This is a genomic window from Gimesia aquarii (assembly GCF_007748175.1).
Classification (GTDB): Bacteria; Planctomycetota; Planctomycetia; order Planctomycetales; family Planctomycetaceae; genus Gimesia; species Gimesia aquarii_A.
The window spans coordinates 1,603,835-1,621,978 of record NZ_CP037422.1 but is presented as its reverse complement, the minus strand read 5'-3'; the positions used below and the strand labels follow the sequence as shown (position 1 = coordinate 1,621,978).

The window sequence follows — 18,144 nt, the reverse complement described above, 5'->3', positions numbered from 1 at the left end:
AACAGATACGGGATCAGGTATGTTTCATAGAGAGCAAGAGTGTAATGTAGTGAAGCGTTTCTGAAAAGCGTTGATTTCAGGTCCTCCAGGAGTAAAGAGAAAAGCATTATGAAAGGCCCCGGATTAAAGCTGGACCTCGACGTCAGAAGGCTCTGGAAGTGTCCTAAAACCGGTGAAACGATTCGTTTGAGTGGTAATGTTGTTTCTAAAACCATTCAAGTAGAAGGCGAAGAGATTTTCATGAAGCTGGTTGAAGAAAAACGAAGTCTTTACCGCGATCCTTTTCATTTTGATTATTTCGAAATGCCCACAGCCGATCAGTCTTCTTCAGAACGCGCTGCCGCGGCTGCACGTTCGATTGATGAACCTGAACTAACGCAGAACGAAGCCGTTCCAGCTCCAGAGCAGGAAATGCCTGAAACTTCAGTGAGCCTTTCTGAAGAGTCTGAGCCTGAAGTTCCTCAGAATCTTGAACAGGCTGACGATGAAGATGAGGACAGTTTTGGAGGCGGACTTCTTTAAACTCATTAACTCAATGCGTTCAACATTATCATGAATTAGTTAGACATTCTTATCTCGGCATCAGCCGATTGGTATAACGCGGTCCATGTCACAAACAGATATCATTATCACCGGTGCTCGCGAGCACAATCTGCAAAACGTCAGTGTCCAACTTCCCCGAAACCAGTTAATTGTTATGACGGGAGTCAGTGGTTCCGGTAAAAGTTCACTCGCTTTTGATACATTGTATGCGGAAGGTCAAAGACGCTACGTGGAGTCGCTTTCCAGTTATGCGCGTCAATTTCTGGGACAAATGCCCAAACCAGAAGTAGACTCGATCTCTGGTCTCGCTCCTTCGATTTCGATCCAACAGAAAATGAGCGGACGAAATCCACGCAGCACGGTAGGAACGATTACAGAAATCTATGATTACTTGCGTGTGCTATTTGCCCGGGTGGGGCAGGGGGTTTGCGAAAAATGTGGCAAGCCGATCACTTCACAAAGTAGCGAGCGGATTATTGACTCCATTTCCTTGCTTCCCGCTAAAACCCGCTTTTCGGTTTTAGCGCCCTTAATTCAACAGCAGAAAGGAGAATATAAAGATCTCTTTGAGGACCTGTTAAAACAAGGTTTCCTCAGGGCACGCGTTGATGGTCAAATTGTGCAACTCTCTGACCAACTTCAACTTGACCGGCAAATGAGACACACGATTGAAGTGGTCGTTGATCGTCTTGTTGCGGGAAAGACCAGTCGCTCCCGGTTGGCAGAATCCGTTGAGTTGGCTTTGAAACTTTCGAATGGAACTTTGATTGTTGCGGAAGAAGTTTCATCCCAGCATCCAGACAAAATTAAAGCGGATGCGCTTCAGGATAAAATTTATAGCTCCCGATATGCCTGTGCCGATTGCGGTATCAGTTATGAGCCACCAACTCCTCAGCTTTTCAGTTTTAATAGTCCCCTGGGGATGTGTACTGAATGTAATGGGCTGGGAATGCGATACGACTTCCCATTAGAGGCACTCATCACGAAAGAACATCTTTCGATGCAAAAAGGTGCCTTTGAACTGATGGGGCCGATGAGCAAAGTTGGAAAGTGGCGACGACATATTTACGCCGGTGTTGCCCGCTCGATCGAAAAAGATTTAAACCTGAAGGAAGACAGCTTCCTGAAAACCCCCTGGAATGAATTACCCGAGGCTGCGCAACATCAGTTTCTCTATGGAACCGGTGATCGAAATATTACCTATAGCTGGCGGCATTCAGGAGGAGTCTGGAAACACGGCGGCACCTGGAATGGATATGTCGAAGAATTGCTGGAGAATTATCGTAAAACCAGTAACCCGATGCTGCGGAAGTACCTCGAAAAATATATGGAATTTGTGCATTGTTCCAGTTGCGATGGAACGCGTTTGAATTCACAGGCTCGCCATGTTCGCATCGCTTCTAATAGCTTTTCCTCTAATGGGAGCCGAAAGGCAATAGAAAAAACGCTACCAGAAGTTTGTGCCTTCAGTATCGAAGAGGCGGCCGCGTTTTTTGAATCACTGGACCTGGATGAAACTGGTTCTCTGATCGCAGATGAAGTGTTAAAAGAAATTCGGGGGCGGCTTGGCTTTCTGTTACGCTGTGGTCTGAATTACCTGACGATTGACCGGACGGCACCCACACTTTCCGGAGGCGAAAGCCAACGTATCCGGTTGGCAGGGCAGATTGGCTGCGGTCTGGTGGGCGTGGTTTATATTTTAGATGAGCCTTCGATTGGCCTGCATCCCCGCGATAACACGATGCTACTGGAAAGCCTGTGTGACCTGCGCGATCAAGGTAATACTGTGATCGTAGTTGAGCATGACGAAGAGACCATGCGTGCCGCCGATCATATTGTTGACTTTGGACCCGGTCCGGGTATACGCGGAGGCCATATTGTTGCGGAAGGTTCATTTCAGAATGTTCTGAAAGCGAAAGAAAGTGTAACGGCTCAATTTCTTTCCGGGAAAGAAAAAATTGAAATTCCGGAAACACGACGTCGACTGATCAAAAAAGAATCCATTACCATCAAGGGGGCCAAACACCATAACCTGAAAAATATTAATGTCGCAATTCCGACGAAGGGGTTTATCTGTGTCACCGGTGTCAGTGGTTCCGGAAAGAGTTCTCTCGTCAATGATATTCTCTGGCCTGTCTTGAATCAAAAGATCAACAAGGGAAAGGGAAGTCCGGGCGAACATCAAAAAGTCACCGGGTTGGAGTTCATCGACAAAGCCATTGATATCGATCAGTCTCCCATTGGTCGAACTCCACGTTCTAATCCGGCGACGTATGTCAAAGTCTTTGATCTGATTCGTGATCTCTATGCCAAACTGCCTGATTCTCGGATGCGAGGTTATAAATCCGGAAGATTCAGTTTCAATGTGAGTGGTGGACGCTGTGAAGCCTGTGAAGGGCACGGAGCTAATAAACTGGAGATGGACTTTCTCGCGGATGTCTGGGTTCCCTGTCCGGTCTGTGAAGGGCGGCGCTTTCATCACGAAACGCTGGAAATCCGTTACAAGGGAGCCAATATTGCGGAAGTCCTGGATATGGATATCCAGCAGGCGATTGAACATTTTCAGAATGTTCCCAAAATTCTGAAACTGCTTGAATCACTGCATGCGGTCGGCCTGGACTATCTCAAGCTGGGACAACCTTCTCCTACGCTTTCTGGTGGCGAAGCACAACGGGTTAAGCTGGCTCGCGAGTTAGGAAAGCGTTCAACGGGGAGTACATTCTATCTGTTAGATGAGCCCACAACGGGGCTGCATTTCGCTGATGTCAAGTTACTGCTTGATGTACTACATCACCTGGTTGATGCCGGCAACACGGTGCTCGTTGTGGAACACCATCTGGATGTCATTAAAACGGCGGATTGGGTCATTGACTTGGGGCCAGAGGGAGGGGAAGGGGGAGGCACCATTCTGGTGGAAGGCACACCCGAGGAAGTTGCTGCTTGTCCGTATTCATACACTGGTCTAGCTCTGAAAGAACAGACAGATCTTGTACCCACAAAAGGAGTCAAGCAGAAGAAAAAAACAAAGCCATTGCAACTCAATAATCCGCATCTGCGTTGGCAGTCAGCGACAACCAAACAAAATGGAAAGGCCAAAAGTGACAGCTCTCGCATTACCATTCGGGGGGCAGGACAGCATAATTTACAGAAATTAGATGTACAAATTCCCCGTAATCAGATGAATGTGTTCTGCGGTCCGAGTGGCAGCGGTAAAAGTTCGCTGGCGATGGACACGCTGTATGCGGAAGGACAACGGCGTTACGTCGAATCGTTGTCTGCCTACGCGCGACAGTTTTTAGGGCAAATGCCCAAGCCAAAATTTGAACACATTCATGGACTCTCCCCGGCGATTGCCATCGAGCAAAAAACAACAGGCCACTCCCCACGTTCGACAGTCGGAACCGTGACGGAAATTTACGATTACCTGCGTGTGTTATATGCCCGCTTGGGATCCATGTATTGCCCGGACTGTGATGTCCCCGTTGAAACGCAGACGACAGATGAAGTCATCCAGAGAATCCTGGCCATGGAAACAGGCACAAAACTACTCATTTTGGCTCCCGTAGAAATCAACGTGGGCCAGTCCTATGACACTCTCTGGGAAAAGTTACAGACACAAGGTTTTCTGCGAGTTCGCATCGATGGCATCACTTATCGCTTGGAAGAGGTTCCCGATATCGACCGTCGTCGTCGCCATGAAGTAGAAGTTGTCATCGATCGAATTACGGTTGCTGCCAAGAGCCGTTCGCGAATCGCCGATTCCGTCGAGTCGGCATTGGCACTCGGAGAAGGTCTGATGTATGCCTGCTATTGTGATGATGAGATCCCGGAAGATGAGTGGGATTTTGAAACATTCAGCCTTTATTATTTCTGCGAACAGTGTGGACAAAGTTTTGAAGAACTCACGCCTCATAATTATTCTTTCAACAGCCCTTTGGGATGGTGTGAATACTGTGAAGGCCTGGGAACCGAGCTGGGTACGAACTTATCCGAGTTAATTCCCGATCCGAATCGCAGTTTGCAAGATGCTGCCGTGGCAGCCTGGCCCGATCCGCGATCGAATCCGCAATTCAAAAAAATGCTGGCAGCGATTGCCAAACAATTTCGCATTCCATTGGATGTGCCTTTCAATCAACTCAGTGTGAAACAACAACGGTTAGTGCTCTATGGTGATGAGGAACGTTGGGTTTCACTGGATCGCTCCGGGAAAATTCAATTCCAATACAAGGGGCTCTATCCAGCCATTGAAGAATCCTCGCGACTGTCCTTTGCCTATCGCAGTCGTCTACATGAGATGACAGGCGAAGTGCCCTGTTCAGTTTGTAATGGGAGTAAATTACGTACCGATGCCGCCGCAGTGCGATTTCAGGGAAAAACGATCAATCAGTTCTGCGAGCTTCCTTTGAAAGACGCTTTAGTCTTTATGAAAAAAGTAAAGCTTAACAAACGAGAAAAGCAAATCGCGGGTGACTTGATTAAAGAAGCAACCAGCCGACTGCAGTTTCTGGTGGATGTTGGTCTTGACTATTTAACGCTCGGCCGTCCTTTGCCTACGCTCTCCGGTGGGGAAAGTCAAAGAATCCGTCTGGCGGGACAAGTCGGACGATCATTGACTGGAGTATTGTATGTCCTGGACGAACCGACCATCGGTTTGCATCCACGTGATAACACTCGCTTGATCAACACGCTCAAAAAGCTCCGAGACATCGGTAATACAATTGTGATGGTCGAACACGATCGTGAAGTGCTGGAAGCATCAGACCGTCTATACGACTTCGGACCCGGTGCAGGGCGTTTTGGTGGAACCATTGTTGGTGAAGGTTCTCCCAAACAATTACAACGAAGAAAGAAATCCCTCACGGGGCAATATCTGTCAGATCACTTAACAATCACGCTTCCTGAAGAACGTCGGGTGATTTATCAAAAACAGGGGAAGCGAGAAAATCCCGTTTCCCCAACAGGGCACTGGCTGGAACTAAAGGGCGCCCGACAAAATAATTTACAGTCGGTCGATCTTTCGATTCCTCTGGGAGCGTTTGTTTGCATTACCGGAGTTTCCGGTTCAGGGAAAAGTTCTCTGATCGAAGAGACTTTGGCTCGCGCCGTTACCAAAAAACTGCATCGTTCTAAAGAAGCACCCGGCCCTCACGATGAACTACTGGGACTCGATCAGATCAATAAAGCCATTATTGTTGATCAGAAGCCGCTGGGAAATACTCCTGCCTCGAACCCCGCTACTTATACCGGCGTGTTTGATCAAATCAGAGAACTCTTTTCACGACTGCCTGATTCAAAAGTCCGCGGGTATCAACCAGGTCGATTCAGCTTTAACCGATCCGGTGGTCGCTGTGAAGACTGTGATGGGAACGGCCAACGCTGTATCGAAATGCATTTTCTCCCTGATGTGTGGGTCACCTGTGAAACTTGTAACGGCAAGCGATATAACCAGGAAACACTGGCCGTTCAATATAAGGGTAAGTCAATCGCTGATGTACTGGAGATGTCGATTGGCGAAGTGGCTGATTTGTTCAAAAACATTCCGGCCATTCGTCGTACAATGGAGACGCTCTGTGCTATTGGTTTGGATTATTTGACTTTAGGGCAGTCTGCACCCACCTTATCTGGAGGTGAATCACAGCGCGTCAAACTGGCGGCAGAGTTGGCCCGGCCCAATACCGGGAAAACGTTGTATCTGCTGGATGAACCGACGACAGGCTTGCACTTCGATGATATTGCCAAGCTCTTGAAAGTACTCAACAGTTTGGTTGAGTTAGGAAATACAGTGATCGTCATCGAGCATAATCTGGATGTGATCAAAACCGCCGACTGGTTAGTCGACATCGGACCGGAGGCTGGTAGTGCAGGAGGTCAGATTATTGCTTCCGGAACTCCGGAAAAACTGGTCGAACATGCAGAGCAATATCAGAAGCAGCCGACCTCAACTAAATCGCGAAGATCAAAACGAGCGCCTCTCTTAAGATCATATACAGGAGAAATACTGAAACCGATTCTCTCATCTGGCAAACGGCAGGAACGGGAGGTCTTTGATGCGCAAAGTCTGAGCGAAAAGCAGGCGGGAGATATTGACCTGAAACAGATTGGCCGCGATGCCCAGATGCCCTGGCAGAAAGATGGTCAAGCCTGGCACACACAGGATCACATGGCACTATCGGGGGCTTCTTGCAAGTGGGAAGGGAAAGCTCTGGAATCCGTCATTGCGTTCATTGAAAGCAAAGAAGGATTTGGTGAGATCAACTGGAATCATCGCAGCATTGTCGAAGTAGGTGGTCCGGTCAAAAAACAGGGTTGGTTTTTGCATGCCAATACCGGGGACCAGTGGTTACTTAGGCTCAGCTTCCGGGTAAAACGAAATACATTTAAGCAGGATGAATTACGCGGACAGTTGGCGTTGAAGTCGCTCGATGACCTGGATGAATTGCCCATTTACGGACGTTCGAATCGTGTACGCGTCAAAAACCTGAAAGGACCCTGGCAGGAGGTGAGTCTGACAATTCACTGGTACGAAGAAATTGACACGTCCGAATTTTGGGCGTTTCTGGAGTCGGCCTGTGAGTCTTATCTGGGATTAATTCACCGAGATCAAATTAAACCCGATGAAATCATGCCCTGGAAAGTACTGAAAAAGAAATGGCATCTTTCTCGAAAAGGGTTTCCCAATAACAAACGCATCGCCTGGGATGCAGATCTATTAGAGTCACTCTTTGAATTGGTCGAAAAAACACATCCCGATTCGACTATTCAATGGGACAATAAATCATTAGTTAATTTTGTGAGTTCCGGCAAGAAGAAACCGTTTCTGATCATTCATACTAAACGACGTGAAGGCGTGGATGTCACGCTGCAATCAGCGAACGGAGAAATCACGCTGGGTAAAATTGCGGAACTCGGAATGGAACGTGAAATCAAAACCGATTCTAAAGGCAAAGAGCAGGCGCGCATTCGTTTCGCCAATAAAAAACAGGTTCAATCAAAAGCCTTCCAACAACTTCTCAAAGAAATGGTGAAGTGAGCATGACCTTGGGGAATCCATCAACATATCCCCATAGAATGGGGGGTTAATACCCCTAACCTGGAAAAGATATTGACGTTTTTGGCATAACCAGATACCATGCCCATTGTGGGAGTAGAATTAGTGCTCTCATGTCGTATAGGAATCGAATCTTAATCAGGTCAAAGCTGCTCTTATCACCCATCAGTCAAGAAATGGGGACCTGTTCAGTAAATGACTATGAAATCACTTTAGTAGGAACTTTGGAAATGTGACGGATGCTCTTTTCTTACTCCAACTCGCGCTCCCTTACAGTTCAGACTCCTGCAAAGTTAAATTTATTCTTAAGTATCGATCATAAAAGGCCCGACGGCTTTCACGATATTACTTCGTTGATGCTTTCGGTAGGAATATACGACACTTTAGTTTTCACGGAGGAACCTTCATCAGAAGTTGAGTTGCATGTTGCTGATGCAAAACCTCTTCTTTCCCCAAAAGCTAAGCTCCAGCAGTGTATCCCGTCTGGAGAAGATAATCTGGTTGTGCGTGCTCTCAGGTTGCTTCAAGAGAAGACAGGAACACACAAAGGGATTCGAATTCAGTTGCTGAAGCGAATTCCCTCTGAAGCGGGTTTGGGGGGCGGATCAAGCGATGCAGCGGCAACATTATTTGCTGCCAATAAACTTTGGCAATTGGGACTGACGCTAAATGACTTAGGTGATCTGGCGTCTGAACTGGGTAGTGATATTCCTTTCTTTCTCACAGAAAGCAGCAGTGCCATCTGTCGAGGGAGGGGCGAAATTATTGAGTCTGTTTCAATTCCCCATTGTCTCTACTTTGTTATTGTGCGTCCCAGTTCGGGGTTATCAACGGCAGACGTTTATCGGCACTGTCGAGTAAGAACGCACTCAGAAAATCAAGTTGATCAACTTGTAAGCCACTTAGCTTCTGGTCAATTTCATTCATTATCCAGCCTGATTTTAAATGATCTGCAGATTCCGGCCGAAAAACTGAACTCTGAAATTTTAATTTTGAAGGATTTTTTTGCAAAACAATCTGTTTTGGGGCATATGATGAGTGGTAGTGGGACTGCCTATTTCGGGATCTGCCATAACAGAGCCCAGGCATGTCAAATTGCCGCCCGATTACGATCCACAGTGAAAGGGCACATATTTGTTGTCCAGAACCGACTATAGATGAGCAATTCTAATTTTGGCACAAATGGAGTGAGGCCATGGAGATCAGTGAAGTTCGCATCAAGTTGATGAATGATCCACACGAAAGGTTACTTGCCTTTTGCTCGATTACTTTCGATGTTTCTTTTGTCATCCGGGATTTGAAGATTATTCAAGGTTCCAAAGGCGCCTTTGTCGCGATGCCCAGTCGCAAATTAATGGACCGTTGTCCAAAGTGCCACAATAAGAACCACCTGCGGGCATCGTTCTGCAATCAGTGTGGTGTGCGGCTCGATGAAAATCGAGCAGATAAAGATGATGCCGGACGGGCGCGACTTTATGCCGATATTGCGCATCCCATTAATTCCGAGTGTCGAGAACTCATTCAGGAAGAAGTGCTCAAAGCCTACCAGGACGAAAAAGTCTCTGCCCAACAGGATGGTTATGTCTGCCGCTACGATGATTTTGGCGAAGAGGACTATGCCAGACTCAGTCCTCAAGAAGCAGAGTTTGAAGAGACCATTCCAATTGAGGCTTCAGGTTCAGAATCGACTCATATTCGTAAGAATAATCAAATTCTCAGAATTGATTCTGCCGAGCGCGCTGAGGAAACGAATCAGCCCCATCACAGTTCATCAGATGTGCCCGAACCAGACAAGGTTTCATCGAATGAGAATGAACCTCGTTCCAAAGGTGATACTTTTGGCTCGGGGATTGTCTAAAATCATTTGAGATGATTCTGCTATGAATCTGAAACGCATCTTCATAGCAGAATCTTTCATTTTGCCACTACCTCTTGTGGCTAATCAGTCTATTAGCTTTACATCAAAAACAGCGCGGTCATCATGATGGTGATACCGGTTGCTTTTGAAGTCAGCAGACTCTGCAAACGATCCAGCATATTATCGTTTGTCTCAAGTGCGACTATTTCCTGCTTTTCCACCTCTTTACGTAATTCCGCGTTCAACCATTCCAGGACTGAGATGCTCAAATTCTGAGTAGCCTCTTGTTTCTCCAAAATTTTTTGCTCAATCATAGGAGAATTGGATGGTGCTATCGTTTTCGGTAAAGAGTATTCGGGTGGGATCATTAATTGCTGCATGCTGCCCATTTCTTTCTCGGTTGATAACCGAAATCATTGGCCGATGATTTTGAACGCGGGGAAGGAAATTTCCGGCAATGAAGATTAAAAATGAAACTGTTTTCCCTTTGAGGCGAATCAGTAAAAGGGGAGTACATGTTATGTATCGGTAATCTTCGAGGGATCTACCGCATCTATTGGAAATATAATGCAGTAAATATGACTCATGAGAGAAAGATGTACCGATTATATGCGTCCTGAGTAGAAGACAGGAAGGCAGACTTTAGTGTGTCGTACGAATATTGTAGGATACGGGTCAGACCAGAAATTGTGTCGCGCGCCAAGTACAGAAATTTCGATCAACATGCCTTGAAAGATAATTTACCATGAAATATCTGCCCACGTTTTTGATTTTGAGTTCCGTAGCATTCCTTATCAATGGCTGTAGTGGTGACTCGCCCACTGAGAAACAAAAAGAAGAAGCCGCCAAGGATGTTTCCGCAATTGACTTACCCGAAAAAACGTTAGAATCGTTATTTGAAGTTGAAAAAGGTTATACGCTTCTGACACTGAAGGACTTTAAAGAGTTTCAAGGGAAAGCAGTAAAATCTGTCGAGGAGCCTACTTGGACAGAAAAAGGGGGAGTGATTTCATGCACGGGCAATCCCAAAGGTTATCTCTATTCAATAAAGAGCTATAGTAATTTCTCAGTACGTCTTGAATATCGTTTTCCGGAAACCGGCCAGAAAAATGACAATCCAAATACAGGATTCTTATTTTATATCACCGGCGAAAATCGGATCTGGCCTCAATGTCTGGAAGTGCAAGGGAAATTTGCAGAGATGGCTCATATCAAGTCCAATAGTAAAGAGATCACTCTGGAAGTGACTGACAACCAGGAAGCAAGAGAAATGGTCAGAAGACCTGTGGGAGAATGGAATAGCATTGAAGTCATATCCAAAGATGGTGCACTGACTTCGGTTTTGAACGGGACGCCGATTGCCTCATGTAAGCCGAGTGAGCTAAAGGCAGGCTACTTTGGTATTCAATCAGAGGGTGATGCAGTCGAGTTTCGAAATATCCGCATTCAGAAACTGACTGATTAGGCGTTTGGTTTGCATTGGCTTGACTGCTCATTTTAAAATAAACGGACAAATTCTGGCTTTCCTCAATACCCAACCGCGGAGTGAATATCATGCGTTTTGCCTTAATACTTACAACCTACCTGCTGGCGTTCTCCTGGCTCGTGACACCTTGTAATGCGAAAGCTGAATCAGGAAAGACCCGGATTCTGATGCTCACTCAGAGTAAAGGTTATACCCATGGTTCTGTCAAACGAAATAAAACAGAGTTAGCGCCTGCGGAAATCGCGATGGTGCAATTAGGAAAGCAGTCAGGTTTGTTTACCGTCGATTGTACGCAGGATGCGGCTGCCGATTTCACTAAAGAAAACCTGAAGAATTATGATATTGTCATTTTTTATACCACGGGCATGTTACCCATTAAAGAAGCAGACATGCAGTATTTTTTGAATGACTGGCTGAAACAAAAAGGGCACGGATTCATCGGCTTTCATTCCGCCACCGACACATATAAAACCTACCAGCCTTATTGGGACATGGTGGGTGGTTCCTTTAACGGGCATCCCTGGAATGCGAATAACACGGTAATGATTACCGTACATAATCCTGATCACCCGGCCATGAAGCCTTTTGGGAAAGAGTTTCAGTTTAAAGATGAAATCTATCAATACAAAAACTGGCAGCCCGAAAAAGTGCATGTGTTGATGAGCTTGAATATGGAGAAAAGCAATCCTAAACGTCCTTATCAAGTTCCCGTCGCCTGGGCGAAAGAGTGGGGGCAGGGCAAAGTCTTTGTTAATAATTTAGGACACAATCCACAAACATGGACGAATCCAGCATTTCAAAAATCAGTGATCGGAGCCATCAAATGGATTAGAGGCGACGCTCCCGCGGCTGTTCCCGTGAATCCTGAGCTTTCCAAAAAGGAAGATGCAAAAGCGGCTGCCGCAACGAAAGCGGCTACGAAATAATCGCATCATTCAAAGCAGGTAGAAGTTTAGGAAAAATTCATGGCGAAAGTGATTGTGGTAACCGGAGTGACTCAGGGGCTGGGTCGCGCCATGGTTGATGGTTTGATTGAAGCGGGGCACACTGTCATAGGATGTGGACGTTCTAGGGAACGGATCGATGAATTGTCAAAGCAGTATGGTTCACCTCATCAATTTTCGGTCGTTAATATTGCAGATAACAATGCCGTAGGCTCTTGGGCTAAAAGCACACTTGATCAATTTGGCCCTCCCGATCTACTCATTAATAATGCCGCTCTGATCAACGAAAATGCACCGCTCTGGGAAGTTCCCACAGAAGACTTTGATGCTGTAATCGATGTGAATATTAAAGGCCCTACCAACACAATTCGCCATTTTTTACCTGCGATGATCGAACGTCAAACAGGAGTGATCGTGAATTTCAGCTCTGGTTGGGGACGTTCCGCTTCTGCAGAAGTCGCCGCCTATTGTGCGACAAAATGGGCTGTGGAAGGTTTAACGCTTTCACTCGCGCAGGAATTACCCCGTGGCATGGCAGCGATTCCTCTCAACCCGGGGGTTATCAATACATCCATGTTACAAAGCTGCTTCGGTTCTCAGGCCGCACATTATCCTACGGCCGGAGAGTGGGCAGAAACTGCGGTTCCCTTTCTACTGAGTCTTTCTGCAAAACATAACGGACAACAGTTGACAGTTCCCGTTTAGAAAGATTCATTCTGGCCACTTCCAATTTACGAGTTTATTTTCGCTGGTTGGAAATTCGCTTCTATTTAGATTAAAATCAAGGCAGATTTCATTTTCACCTAAGATCGACAACCAAATTCCCTCCCCGTAAAGTAATCAAATATGGCCAAATATTTTAAGTATAAAACTCCCAATGACGTTGTTGCAGATTCTGAACGCCTGGGTTGCCCGATTCAGATGTCGGATCACTTTGATGTGTTGTACCAACCGATACAGATTGGTCACCTGGAAGCTAAGAGCCGTTTGGGAATTCAGCCGATGGAAGGCTGCGATGGAACAACTGACGGCTTTCCTGATGAGTTAACATACCGTCGGTACCGAAGATTTGGAGCAGGAGGGGCATCATTGATCTGGGGAGAAGCGACGGCAATCGGTCCCGAAGCACGAATGAACCCCCGCCAGTTAATGATCAATGATCGGACGGCTTCTGCATTAGAGCGGATGCTGGCCGGATGTCGCGAATCACATCAGGAAGTTTTTGGCTCAGACGCAGGGCTCGTGATCGGACTGCAACTGACGCATTCGGGTCGGTTCAGTTTTGAAAAACCGCTAGTGGCCACCCGCGACGCTGTGCTTGACCCGCGTACGATTGATAAAGCGACCGGGTGCCCTATCGACGAGAGTTATCCGATTCTCACCGACGATGATCTGAAGCGAATTGAAGACCAGTATGTTGCTGCTGCCAAACTGGCGGAATCAATTGGAGTCGCGTTTGTCGATATCAAGCAATGCCATCGTTATCTCTTATCAGAATTATTGGCATCCAAAAATCGTCCTGGAGAATATGGCGGTTCTTTGGAAAACCGGACCCGGTTGGTGCGGAATGTCGTTCAGCGCATCAAAGAAGAGTGCCCTCAATTGGTCATCGCGACTCGCATGAATGGCTACGATGGTATTCCCTATCAGGGGGCCGGTGACGATTTTATTGGAGAACCTTACCCTCACGAACTACCCTTACAGACGGCCTTTGGTACGGATCCGCATGACCATTTAAAAGAAGATCTTTCAGAACCCATCGAAGTGGCGAAGCGACTACGTGAGTGGGGCGTGAGCATGATCAATATTTCCAATGGCAATCCGTATGCGAATCCGCACATTGTTCGTCCCGCCGAATTCCCTCCGACGGATGGCTATCATGCGCCAGAACATCCACTCATCGGTGTTGCCAGACATTTTCGGATTGCCTCGCAAATTCAAGCAGCAGTTCCCGATATTCCTGTAGTGGGGAGTGGCTACAGTTGGTTGCAGGACTTTGCAATGCATGCCGCCGCTGCCAACGTGGAGCAGGGAAAGATTTCTATTGTCGGCATGGGACGTGCGACGCTTTCTCAACCCGAGTTTGCCAAAGTCTTACGGGATGAAGGCAAGCTCAATCGGAAAACCGTCTGCCGGACATTCTCTTATTGTACGAACCTCATGCGGACGAAAGACCATCCCTTGGGGCAGTATGCCACTGGATGTCCTCCGTTTGATAAAGAGGTTTATGATCCACTTTGGAAAGAAGCAAAAGTCAAGTTGGAAGAAAAAAAGAAAGCGTCGTCCGAGTAATCAGGCGGCTTGTTGCAGAGGAACTTCCTCGCTCTGTTCATCCGAGATGACTTCTTCTACGAGACCGGCATAATCTTTTGCGCCCGGACAATTTTTGGAATAATCAAATACCGATTGTCCAAAGCTGGGAGCTTCCGCCAGCTTGATGTTTCGACGAATGCGACTCTGGAATACTTTGGCTGAAGCCCATGGTGCCTCGGGATCACTTTCGCTTAAAAAAGCGGATAAGTCATCTGTAACGTCGGCTGCCAGTCGCGTTCCTGTTTCATACAGACATAAGACAACACCCGAGACTCTTAGTTCGCGGTTCAGACGACGGCGGACCAATGCAGTTGTTTCCAACAGTTTGGACAAACCCTGCAGCGCGAAAAAGTGAGGCTGCAGAGGGATGATGACTTCCGTAGCCGCCGTTAATGAATTGATTGTCAACACACCCAGGGATGGGGGACAGTCCATAATCAGATAATCAAACGGTTCGGTTTCCGCCATCTTATGAATGGCATCGCGTAACACAATTTCCCGATTCTCGGCATCAACCAACTCCAGTTCCGTCGCTGCGAGATCCAGCGTCGCGGGAACGACCCATAAATTTTTCGCAACCAGCTGCCGGGTTTCGGCCAGTGTTTTAAAACCGGAAAAAACATCGTAAGCTGTCGGGACATTTCCCATGGGTTCGATTCCCAGGTGCAAAGAGGCATGTCCCTGTGGGTCCAGGTCGACCAGACAAACTTTTTTGCCTTGCATCGCCAGTCCGGCAGCCATGTTCACGCTTGTCGTTGTTTTGCCAACGCCCCCTTTTTGGTTCATAATCGCAATGATACGCATCGGGAGTCCCTTCCCTCTTTCTCTTATGTAAATTGGATCATATTTTTAGTCCAAACGTTTTTATAGAAACACCTTACGTCATTCGTGATTCAGGTGGAAAACGTTGGATTTGAGTTTAGTTTCGCCTTAAGGTGGGGAAGTATATCGGGAAATGGCTTTTAAGGAAACACGAATCGCAGGGCTCAAATCTTGGATCGTTCTGGTACATTTCAAATGTTTTTACCTCCTTTGTTTCTATGACTTTCGCCGCATGACACAATCCATTTCAATCAGAAACAGCGAATCATGATCTCGTGAGACAGGAAAGAGCCCCGTCAATTCAAAGCCTTTCTCTCGAAACGCAGTCATCGATTCAATGTAGTCCGGCATCTCCTCATACAAAGGGAGAATGGCTATTTCTGATTGGAGTGCCGCAATCTGCTCGATAGATTTTTCTGCTCCCTTAAAAACTTCCTGATCAAAACCCTGTGTATCCATTTTCAAATAAATCTGGTGATTGGTTCCGGAACATTTGGAAATCACTTCTTCAAAAACGTCGTCCAGTTTTTTGACTTCGACGGTTTCTTTTTGATCAATCTGAACCTGTTCGCTCCGCACCTCCTTGGCATATTCATTGGGATTCAGAAACGACGCAAACACAGACGAACTCGTAAAATTTATTTCCGTCGTTTCAGACACAGAACCCAGGGCACAATTGTAAGTGTGCCACTTCACATCTCCCGCGCTACTTTGCAATAATTCCTGGTACGCTTCTTTCAAGGGTTCGAACGAAATGATATCGCCTGTAAACCCCATCTCGCGGAGCAGACATCCATATTGCCCGCGGTTGGCACCCACATCCAAAACGATGTTGATGTTCAATTTCTCAAATAAAAACTTTAAGTGTGACTCAAGCGTGGGGTGGTTTCTTTGGATATGAATCAAGTCATATCCGAATAGTTGCGGAATCCTGCGATGTAGTCTCATGATTAATCCTTAATCATTTTCGGTTACTGATGAACCTGATCTCTTCTTAAGATCAAATCGTATTGTGATCGCAAACTCAATTTAGATGATTACTATGAGCTATGCAATAAATGTTCGCTCTCTGTTTTTGTTGAACTCTCCTCTAAACGCTGCAAGATGTAGAGCACATGTTGGGCTCTTAAGTTGGCGAGCCATGCTTTTTCAACCGCACGATGATTGATGATTGGAATTTCCTGCAAGATCTCGATTCCCAATAATCGCATCAGATCCTGAAAGTCATGCATCGACATTAAATGCAGGTTGGGTGTGTTATACCATTCGTATGGTAAAACTTCAGTCACCGGCGCACGCCCCTGCTTGAGAACCTGAAGACGTATCCGCCAGTTTCCAAAATTGGGAACCACCACTAAAGCCTGTTTCGCGACACGGACCATTTCTTCCAATAACTGTTTCGGATGCAGCACCTGTTGGAGCGTCTGACTCAGCACAACATAATCAAAAGCGCCATCAGGAATATCCTGCAAGCCTTCGTCCAGGTCTGCCTGAAGCACGGGGACACCGCGGGCAATGGAAGCGTGGTGTTGTGTGATATCAATTTCAATTCCCAGCACAGAAGCATCTCGTTCATCACGTAACCGCGCCAGCAGACGACCATCGCCGCAGCCCAGGTCTAATACGCGACTTCCCGGTTGAATTTGTTCAAGTAGCAGTTTATCCGTCACTTCCAGCGACGGGTCCTGCATACAATATCGATGTTGTGCACACATAGTCAATTTTCCGCGTCAATCATTGGTAGCGAAGTGCCTTCAGCTACCTTTGCTCATGATTTTTTGGCACTCTCCGCTAAACGAGTTTGATAAGCTTGTTCCAGAAAAGGCGTAATCATTTTTTGTAACTGTTTAATTTCAATCAAAAAAGAATCGTGTCCGAACGGGCTTTTTAATTCAATGAATGAAACATGTTTGCCACATTCAATTAACGCTCTCACCAACTCTTTACTTTGGGTCGTAGTAAACAGCCAGTCCGAATCGTAGGAAGCGATCAAAAACCGGGCATCCGTTTTTCCGAGTGCCTTGGTCAATGAACCATATTGAGAAGCGAGATCAAAATAGTCCATTGCTTTCGTAAGATAAAGATAGCTGTTGGCGTCAAAACGTTCAACAAATCGTTTTCCCTGATAATGCAAATAGCTTTCGACCTGAAATTCGACTTCTGGCAGCATCTCGTACTGAAAGGTATCCTGATCCTGTAAACGTCTGCCGAACTTCATTTCAATCGATTGATCAGAAAGGTAAGTAATGTGCGCAATCATGCGTGCGAGTGCCAATCCATAACGGGGGCCGGCTCCTTTTTCATACTTACCCTCCTTGTACTCAGGGTCTGTTTTGATGGCCCGCCTGCCCACCGCATTAAAGGCAATTCCCTGTGCCGAAAGTTGAGCGGCGGTCGCCAGACAGATCGCCCCTCGAATTTGGTCTGGAAATCGAGCCGCCCAGTCCAATACCTGCATCCCTCCCAGGCTGCCTCCAATCACAGCCAGTAACTGGTCAATCCCCAGATGTTTTGTAAGTGCCGAATGAACTTCCACAATATCACCGACCGTAATAAATGGAAAATCGAGTCGATAGGAATGATCGGTTTCCGGATTTTTGCTTTCGGGACCGGTCGTCCCCTGACAGCCTCCCAGCACATTCGCACAAATCACAAAGTATTTATTAGTATCAAGAGCCCTTCCCGGGCCAATTAAATCGTCCCACCAACCGGGCTTCGCTTTTTCGTCGTCCTGTTCGTAGTAACCGGCGGCGTGCGCATCGCCCGTGAGTGCATGGCAAATAAAGATGGCATTATCTTTCGCGGGCGTCAATTCGCCATACGTTTCATAGGCCACCTGAATCGGTCCCAGTTCTCCTCCTCCTGCCAGTTTTAAACTATGAGGTGGTTCAAATAGAGTTGCCAATTGGGTCTGAACAAAACCAACACCCGAGTGTTGGCGAATTTCAGAAATTTCCTGTTGTGTAGCCATAGAAAAATTACGTTTCCGGTTTCCTGCAAAATAGACAATAGTCGCTTCGTTGTTAAATCAGTATACCGAACCTCCTTCTGAATTTCGATACGTGGCCGCTGCGTTACCTGCTGACCTTGCTATTTTAGAACAGAAGTCACCTCAAATTCATTCATTGGC

Annotated in this window: 13 protein-coding genes; 8 read left to right on the top strand and 5 right to left on the bottom strand. The window is 46.7% G+C overall.

The window, feature by feature from the left end; all coding sequences use genetic code 11:
- The first annotated feature begins 108 nt into the window (after positions 1-108).
- From V202x_RS06390 to V202x_RS06375, 4 genes are all read left to right on the top strand, one after another.
- On the top strand, positions 109-522 hold the full coding sequence (locus V202x_RS06390) for a hypothetical protein (protein WP_145172277.1): 414 nt from the start codon (positions 109-111) through the stop codon (positions 520-522).
- 85 nt (positions 523-607) lie between these two features.
- The gene (gene uvrA, locus V202x_RS06385) at positions 608-7,573 is read left to right on the top strand and encodes an excinuclease ABC subunit UvrA (RefSeq protein WP_145172275.1); all 6,966 of its coding nucleotides are present in this window, start codon (positions 608-610) and stop codon (positions 7,571-7,573) included.
- A gap of 257 nt (positions 7,574-7,830) precedes the next feature.
- Positions 7,831-8,748 carry a 4-(cytidine 5'-diphospho)-2-C-methyl-D-erythritol kinase gene (gene ispE, locus V202x_RS06380; RefSeq protein ID WP_145172273.1) on the top strand — a complete coding sequence of 306 codons (918 nt, stop codon included), beginning with the start codon at positions 7,831-7,833 and terminating at the stop codon, positions 8,746-8,748.
- Between the two features lie 38 nt (positions 8,749-8,786).
- Positions 8,787-9,449, top strand: a complete 663-nt coding sequence (locus V202x_RS06375) for a SpoVG family protein (protein ID WP_145172271.1) — start codon at positions 8,787-8,789, stop codon at positions 9,447-9,449.
- 98 nt (positions 9,450-9,547) lie between these two features.
- Here V202x_RS06375 and V202x_RS06370 read toward each other — a convergent pair whose 3' ends face one another.
- Positions 9,548-9,829, bottom strand: a complete 282-nt coding sequence (locus V202x_RS06370; protein WP_145172269.1) for a hypothetical protein — start codon at positions 9,827-9,829, stop codon at positions 9,548-9,550.
- A 365-nt stretch (positions 9,830-10,194) separates the two neighbouring features.
- Here V202x_RS06370 and V202x_RS06365 point away from each other — a divergent pair, with 365 nt between their 5' ends.
- From V202x_RS06365 to V202x_RS06350, 4 genes are all read left to right on the top strand, one after another.
- On the top strand, positions 10,195-10,914 hold the full coding sequence (locus V202x_RS06365) for a DUF1080 domain-containing protein (protein WP_145172267.1): 720 nt from the start codon (positions 10,195-10,197) through the stop codon (positions 10,912-10,914).
- 89 nt (positions 10,915-11,003) lie between these two features.
- Positions 11,004-11,861 carry a ThuA domain-containing protein gene (locus tag V202x_RS06360; protein WP_145172266.1) on the top strand — a complete coding sequence of 286 codons (858 nt, stop codon included), beginning with the start codon at positions 11,004-11,006 and terminating at the stop codon, positions 11,859-11,861.
- Between the two features lie 39 nt (positions 11,862-11,900).
- The gene (locus tag V202x_RS06355) at positions 11,901-12,584 is read left to right on the top strand and encodes an SDR family oxidoreductase (RefSeq protein ID WP_145172264.1); all 684 of its coding nucleotides are present in this window, start codon (positions 11,901-11,903) and stop codon (positions 12,582-12,584) included.
- A gap of 141 nt (positions 12,585-12,725) precedes the next feature.
- On the top strand, positions 12,726-14,171 hold the full coding sequence (locus V202x_RS06350; RefSeq protein ID WP_145172262.1) for an NADH:flavin oxidoreductase: 1,446 nt from the start codon (positions 12,726-12,728) through the stop codon (positions 14,169-14,171).
- Here V202x_RS06350 and V202x_RS06345 read toward each other — a convergent pair whose 3' ends face one another.
- The 4 genes from V202x_RS06345 to V202x_RS06330 all read right to left on the bottom strand — a co-directional run bounded on the left by V202x_RS06345 (position 14,172) and on the right by V202x_RS06330 (position 17,985).
- A complete protein-coding gene (locus V202x_RS06345) occupies positions 14,172-14,996 on the bottom strand; it encodes a ParA family protein (RefSeq protein ID WP_145172259.1) in 825 nt (274 codons plus the stop codon). It abuts the gene before it with no gap.
- 234 nt (positions 14,997-15,230) lie between these two features.
- Positions 15,231-15,962: an FkbM family methyltransferase gene (locus V202x_RS06340; protein WP_145172257.1), complete on the bottom strand. Its 732-nt coding sequence runs from the start codon at positions 15,960-15,962 to the stop codon at positions 15,231-15,233.
- A 92-nt stretch (positions 15,963-16,054) separates the two neighbouring features.
- Entirely contained in the window at positions 16,055-16,729 is a 675-nt protein-coding gene (metW, locus tag V202x_RS06335; protein ID WP_232098884.1) for a methionine biosynthesis protein MetW, read from the bottom strand.
- Positions 16,730-16,782: 53 nt separating this feature from the next.
- Positions 16,783-17,985 (bottom strand): homoserine O-acetyltransferase, encoded by a 1,203-nt coding sequence (locus tag V202x_RS06330; RefSeq protein WP_145172255.1) that lies wholly within the window; start codon positions 17,983-17,985, stop codon positions 16,783-16,785.
- Positions 17,986-18,144: the final 159 nt, after the last annotated feature.

Excerpts from the sequence above, each read along its gene's own strand:
- V202x_RS06375 (WP_145172271.1), top strand. The coding sequence starts at position 8,787 with ATGGAGATCAGTGAAGTTCGCATCAAGTTGATGAATGATCCACACGAA.
- V202x_RS06330 (WP_145172255.1), bottom strand. The coding sequence starts at position 17,985 with ATGGCTACACAACAGGAAATTTCTGAAATTCGCCAACACTCGGGTGTT.
- V202x_RS06355 (WP_145172264.1), top strand. The coding sequence starts at position 11,901 with ATGGCGAAAGTGATTGTGGTAACCGGAGTGACTCAGGGGCTGGGTCGC.
- V202x_RS06360 (WP_145172266.1), top strand. The coding sequence starts at position 11,004 with ATGCGTTTTGCCTTAATACTTACAACCTACCTGCTGGCGTTCTCCTGG.
- V202x_RS06370 (WP_145172269.1), bottom strand. The coding sequence starts at position 9,829 with ATGCAGCAATTAATGATCCCACCCGAATACTCTTTACCGAAAACGATA.
- ispE (WP_145172273.1), top strand. The coding sequence starts at position 7,831 with ATGCTCTTTTCTTACTCCAACTCGCGCTCCCTTACAGTTCAGACTCCT.
- V202x_RS06350 (WP_145172262.1), top strand. The coding sequence starts at position 12,726 with ATGGCCAAATATTTTAAGTATAAAACTCCCAATGACGTTGTTGCAGAT.
- uvrA (WP_145172275.1), top strand. The coding sequence starts at position 608 with ATGTCACAAACAGATATCATTATCACCGGTGCTCGCGAGCACAATCTG.
- V202x_RS06365 (WP_145172267.1), top strand. The coding sequence starts at position 10,195 with ATGAAATATCTGCCCACGTTTTTGATTTTGAGTTCCGTAGCATTCCTT.
- V202x_RS06340 (WP_145172257.1), bottom strand. The coding sequence starts at position 15,962 with ATGAGACTACATCGCAGGATTCCGCAACTATTCGGATATGACTTGATT.
- metW (WP_232098884.1), bottom strand. The coding sequence starts at position 16,729 with ATGTGTGCACAACATCGATATTGTATGCAGGACCCGTCGCTGGAAGTG.
- V202x_RS06390 (WP_145172277.1), top strand. The coding sequence starts at position 109 with ATGAAAGGCCCCGGATTAAAGCTGGACCTCGACGTCAGAAGGCTCTGG.
- V202x_RS06345 (WP_145172259.1), bottom strand. The coding sequence starts at position 14,996 with ATGCGTATCATTGCGATTATGAACCAAAAAGGGGGCGTTGGCAAAACA.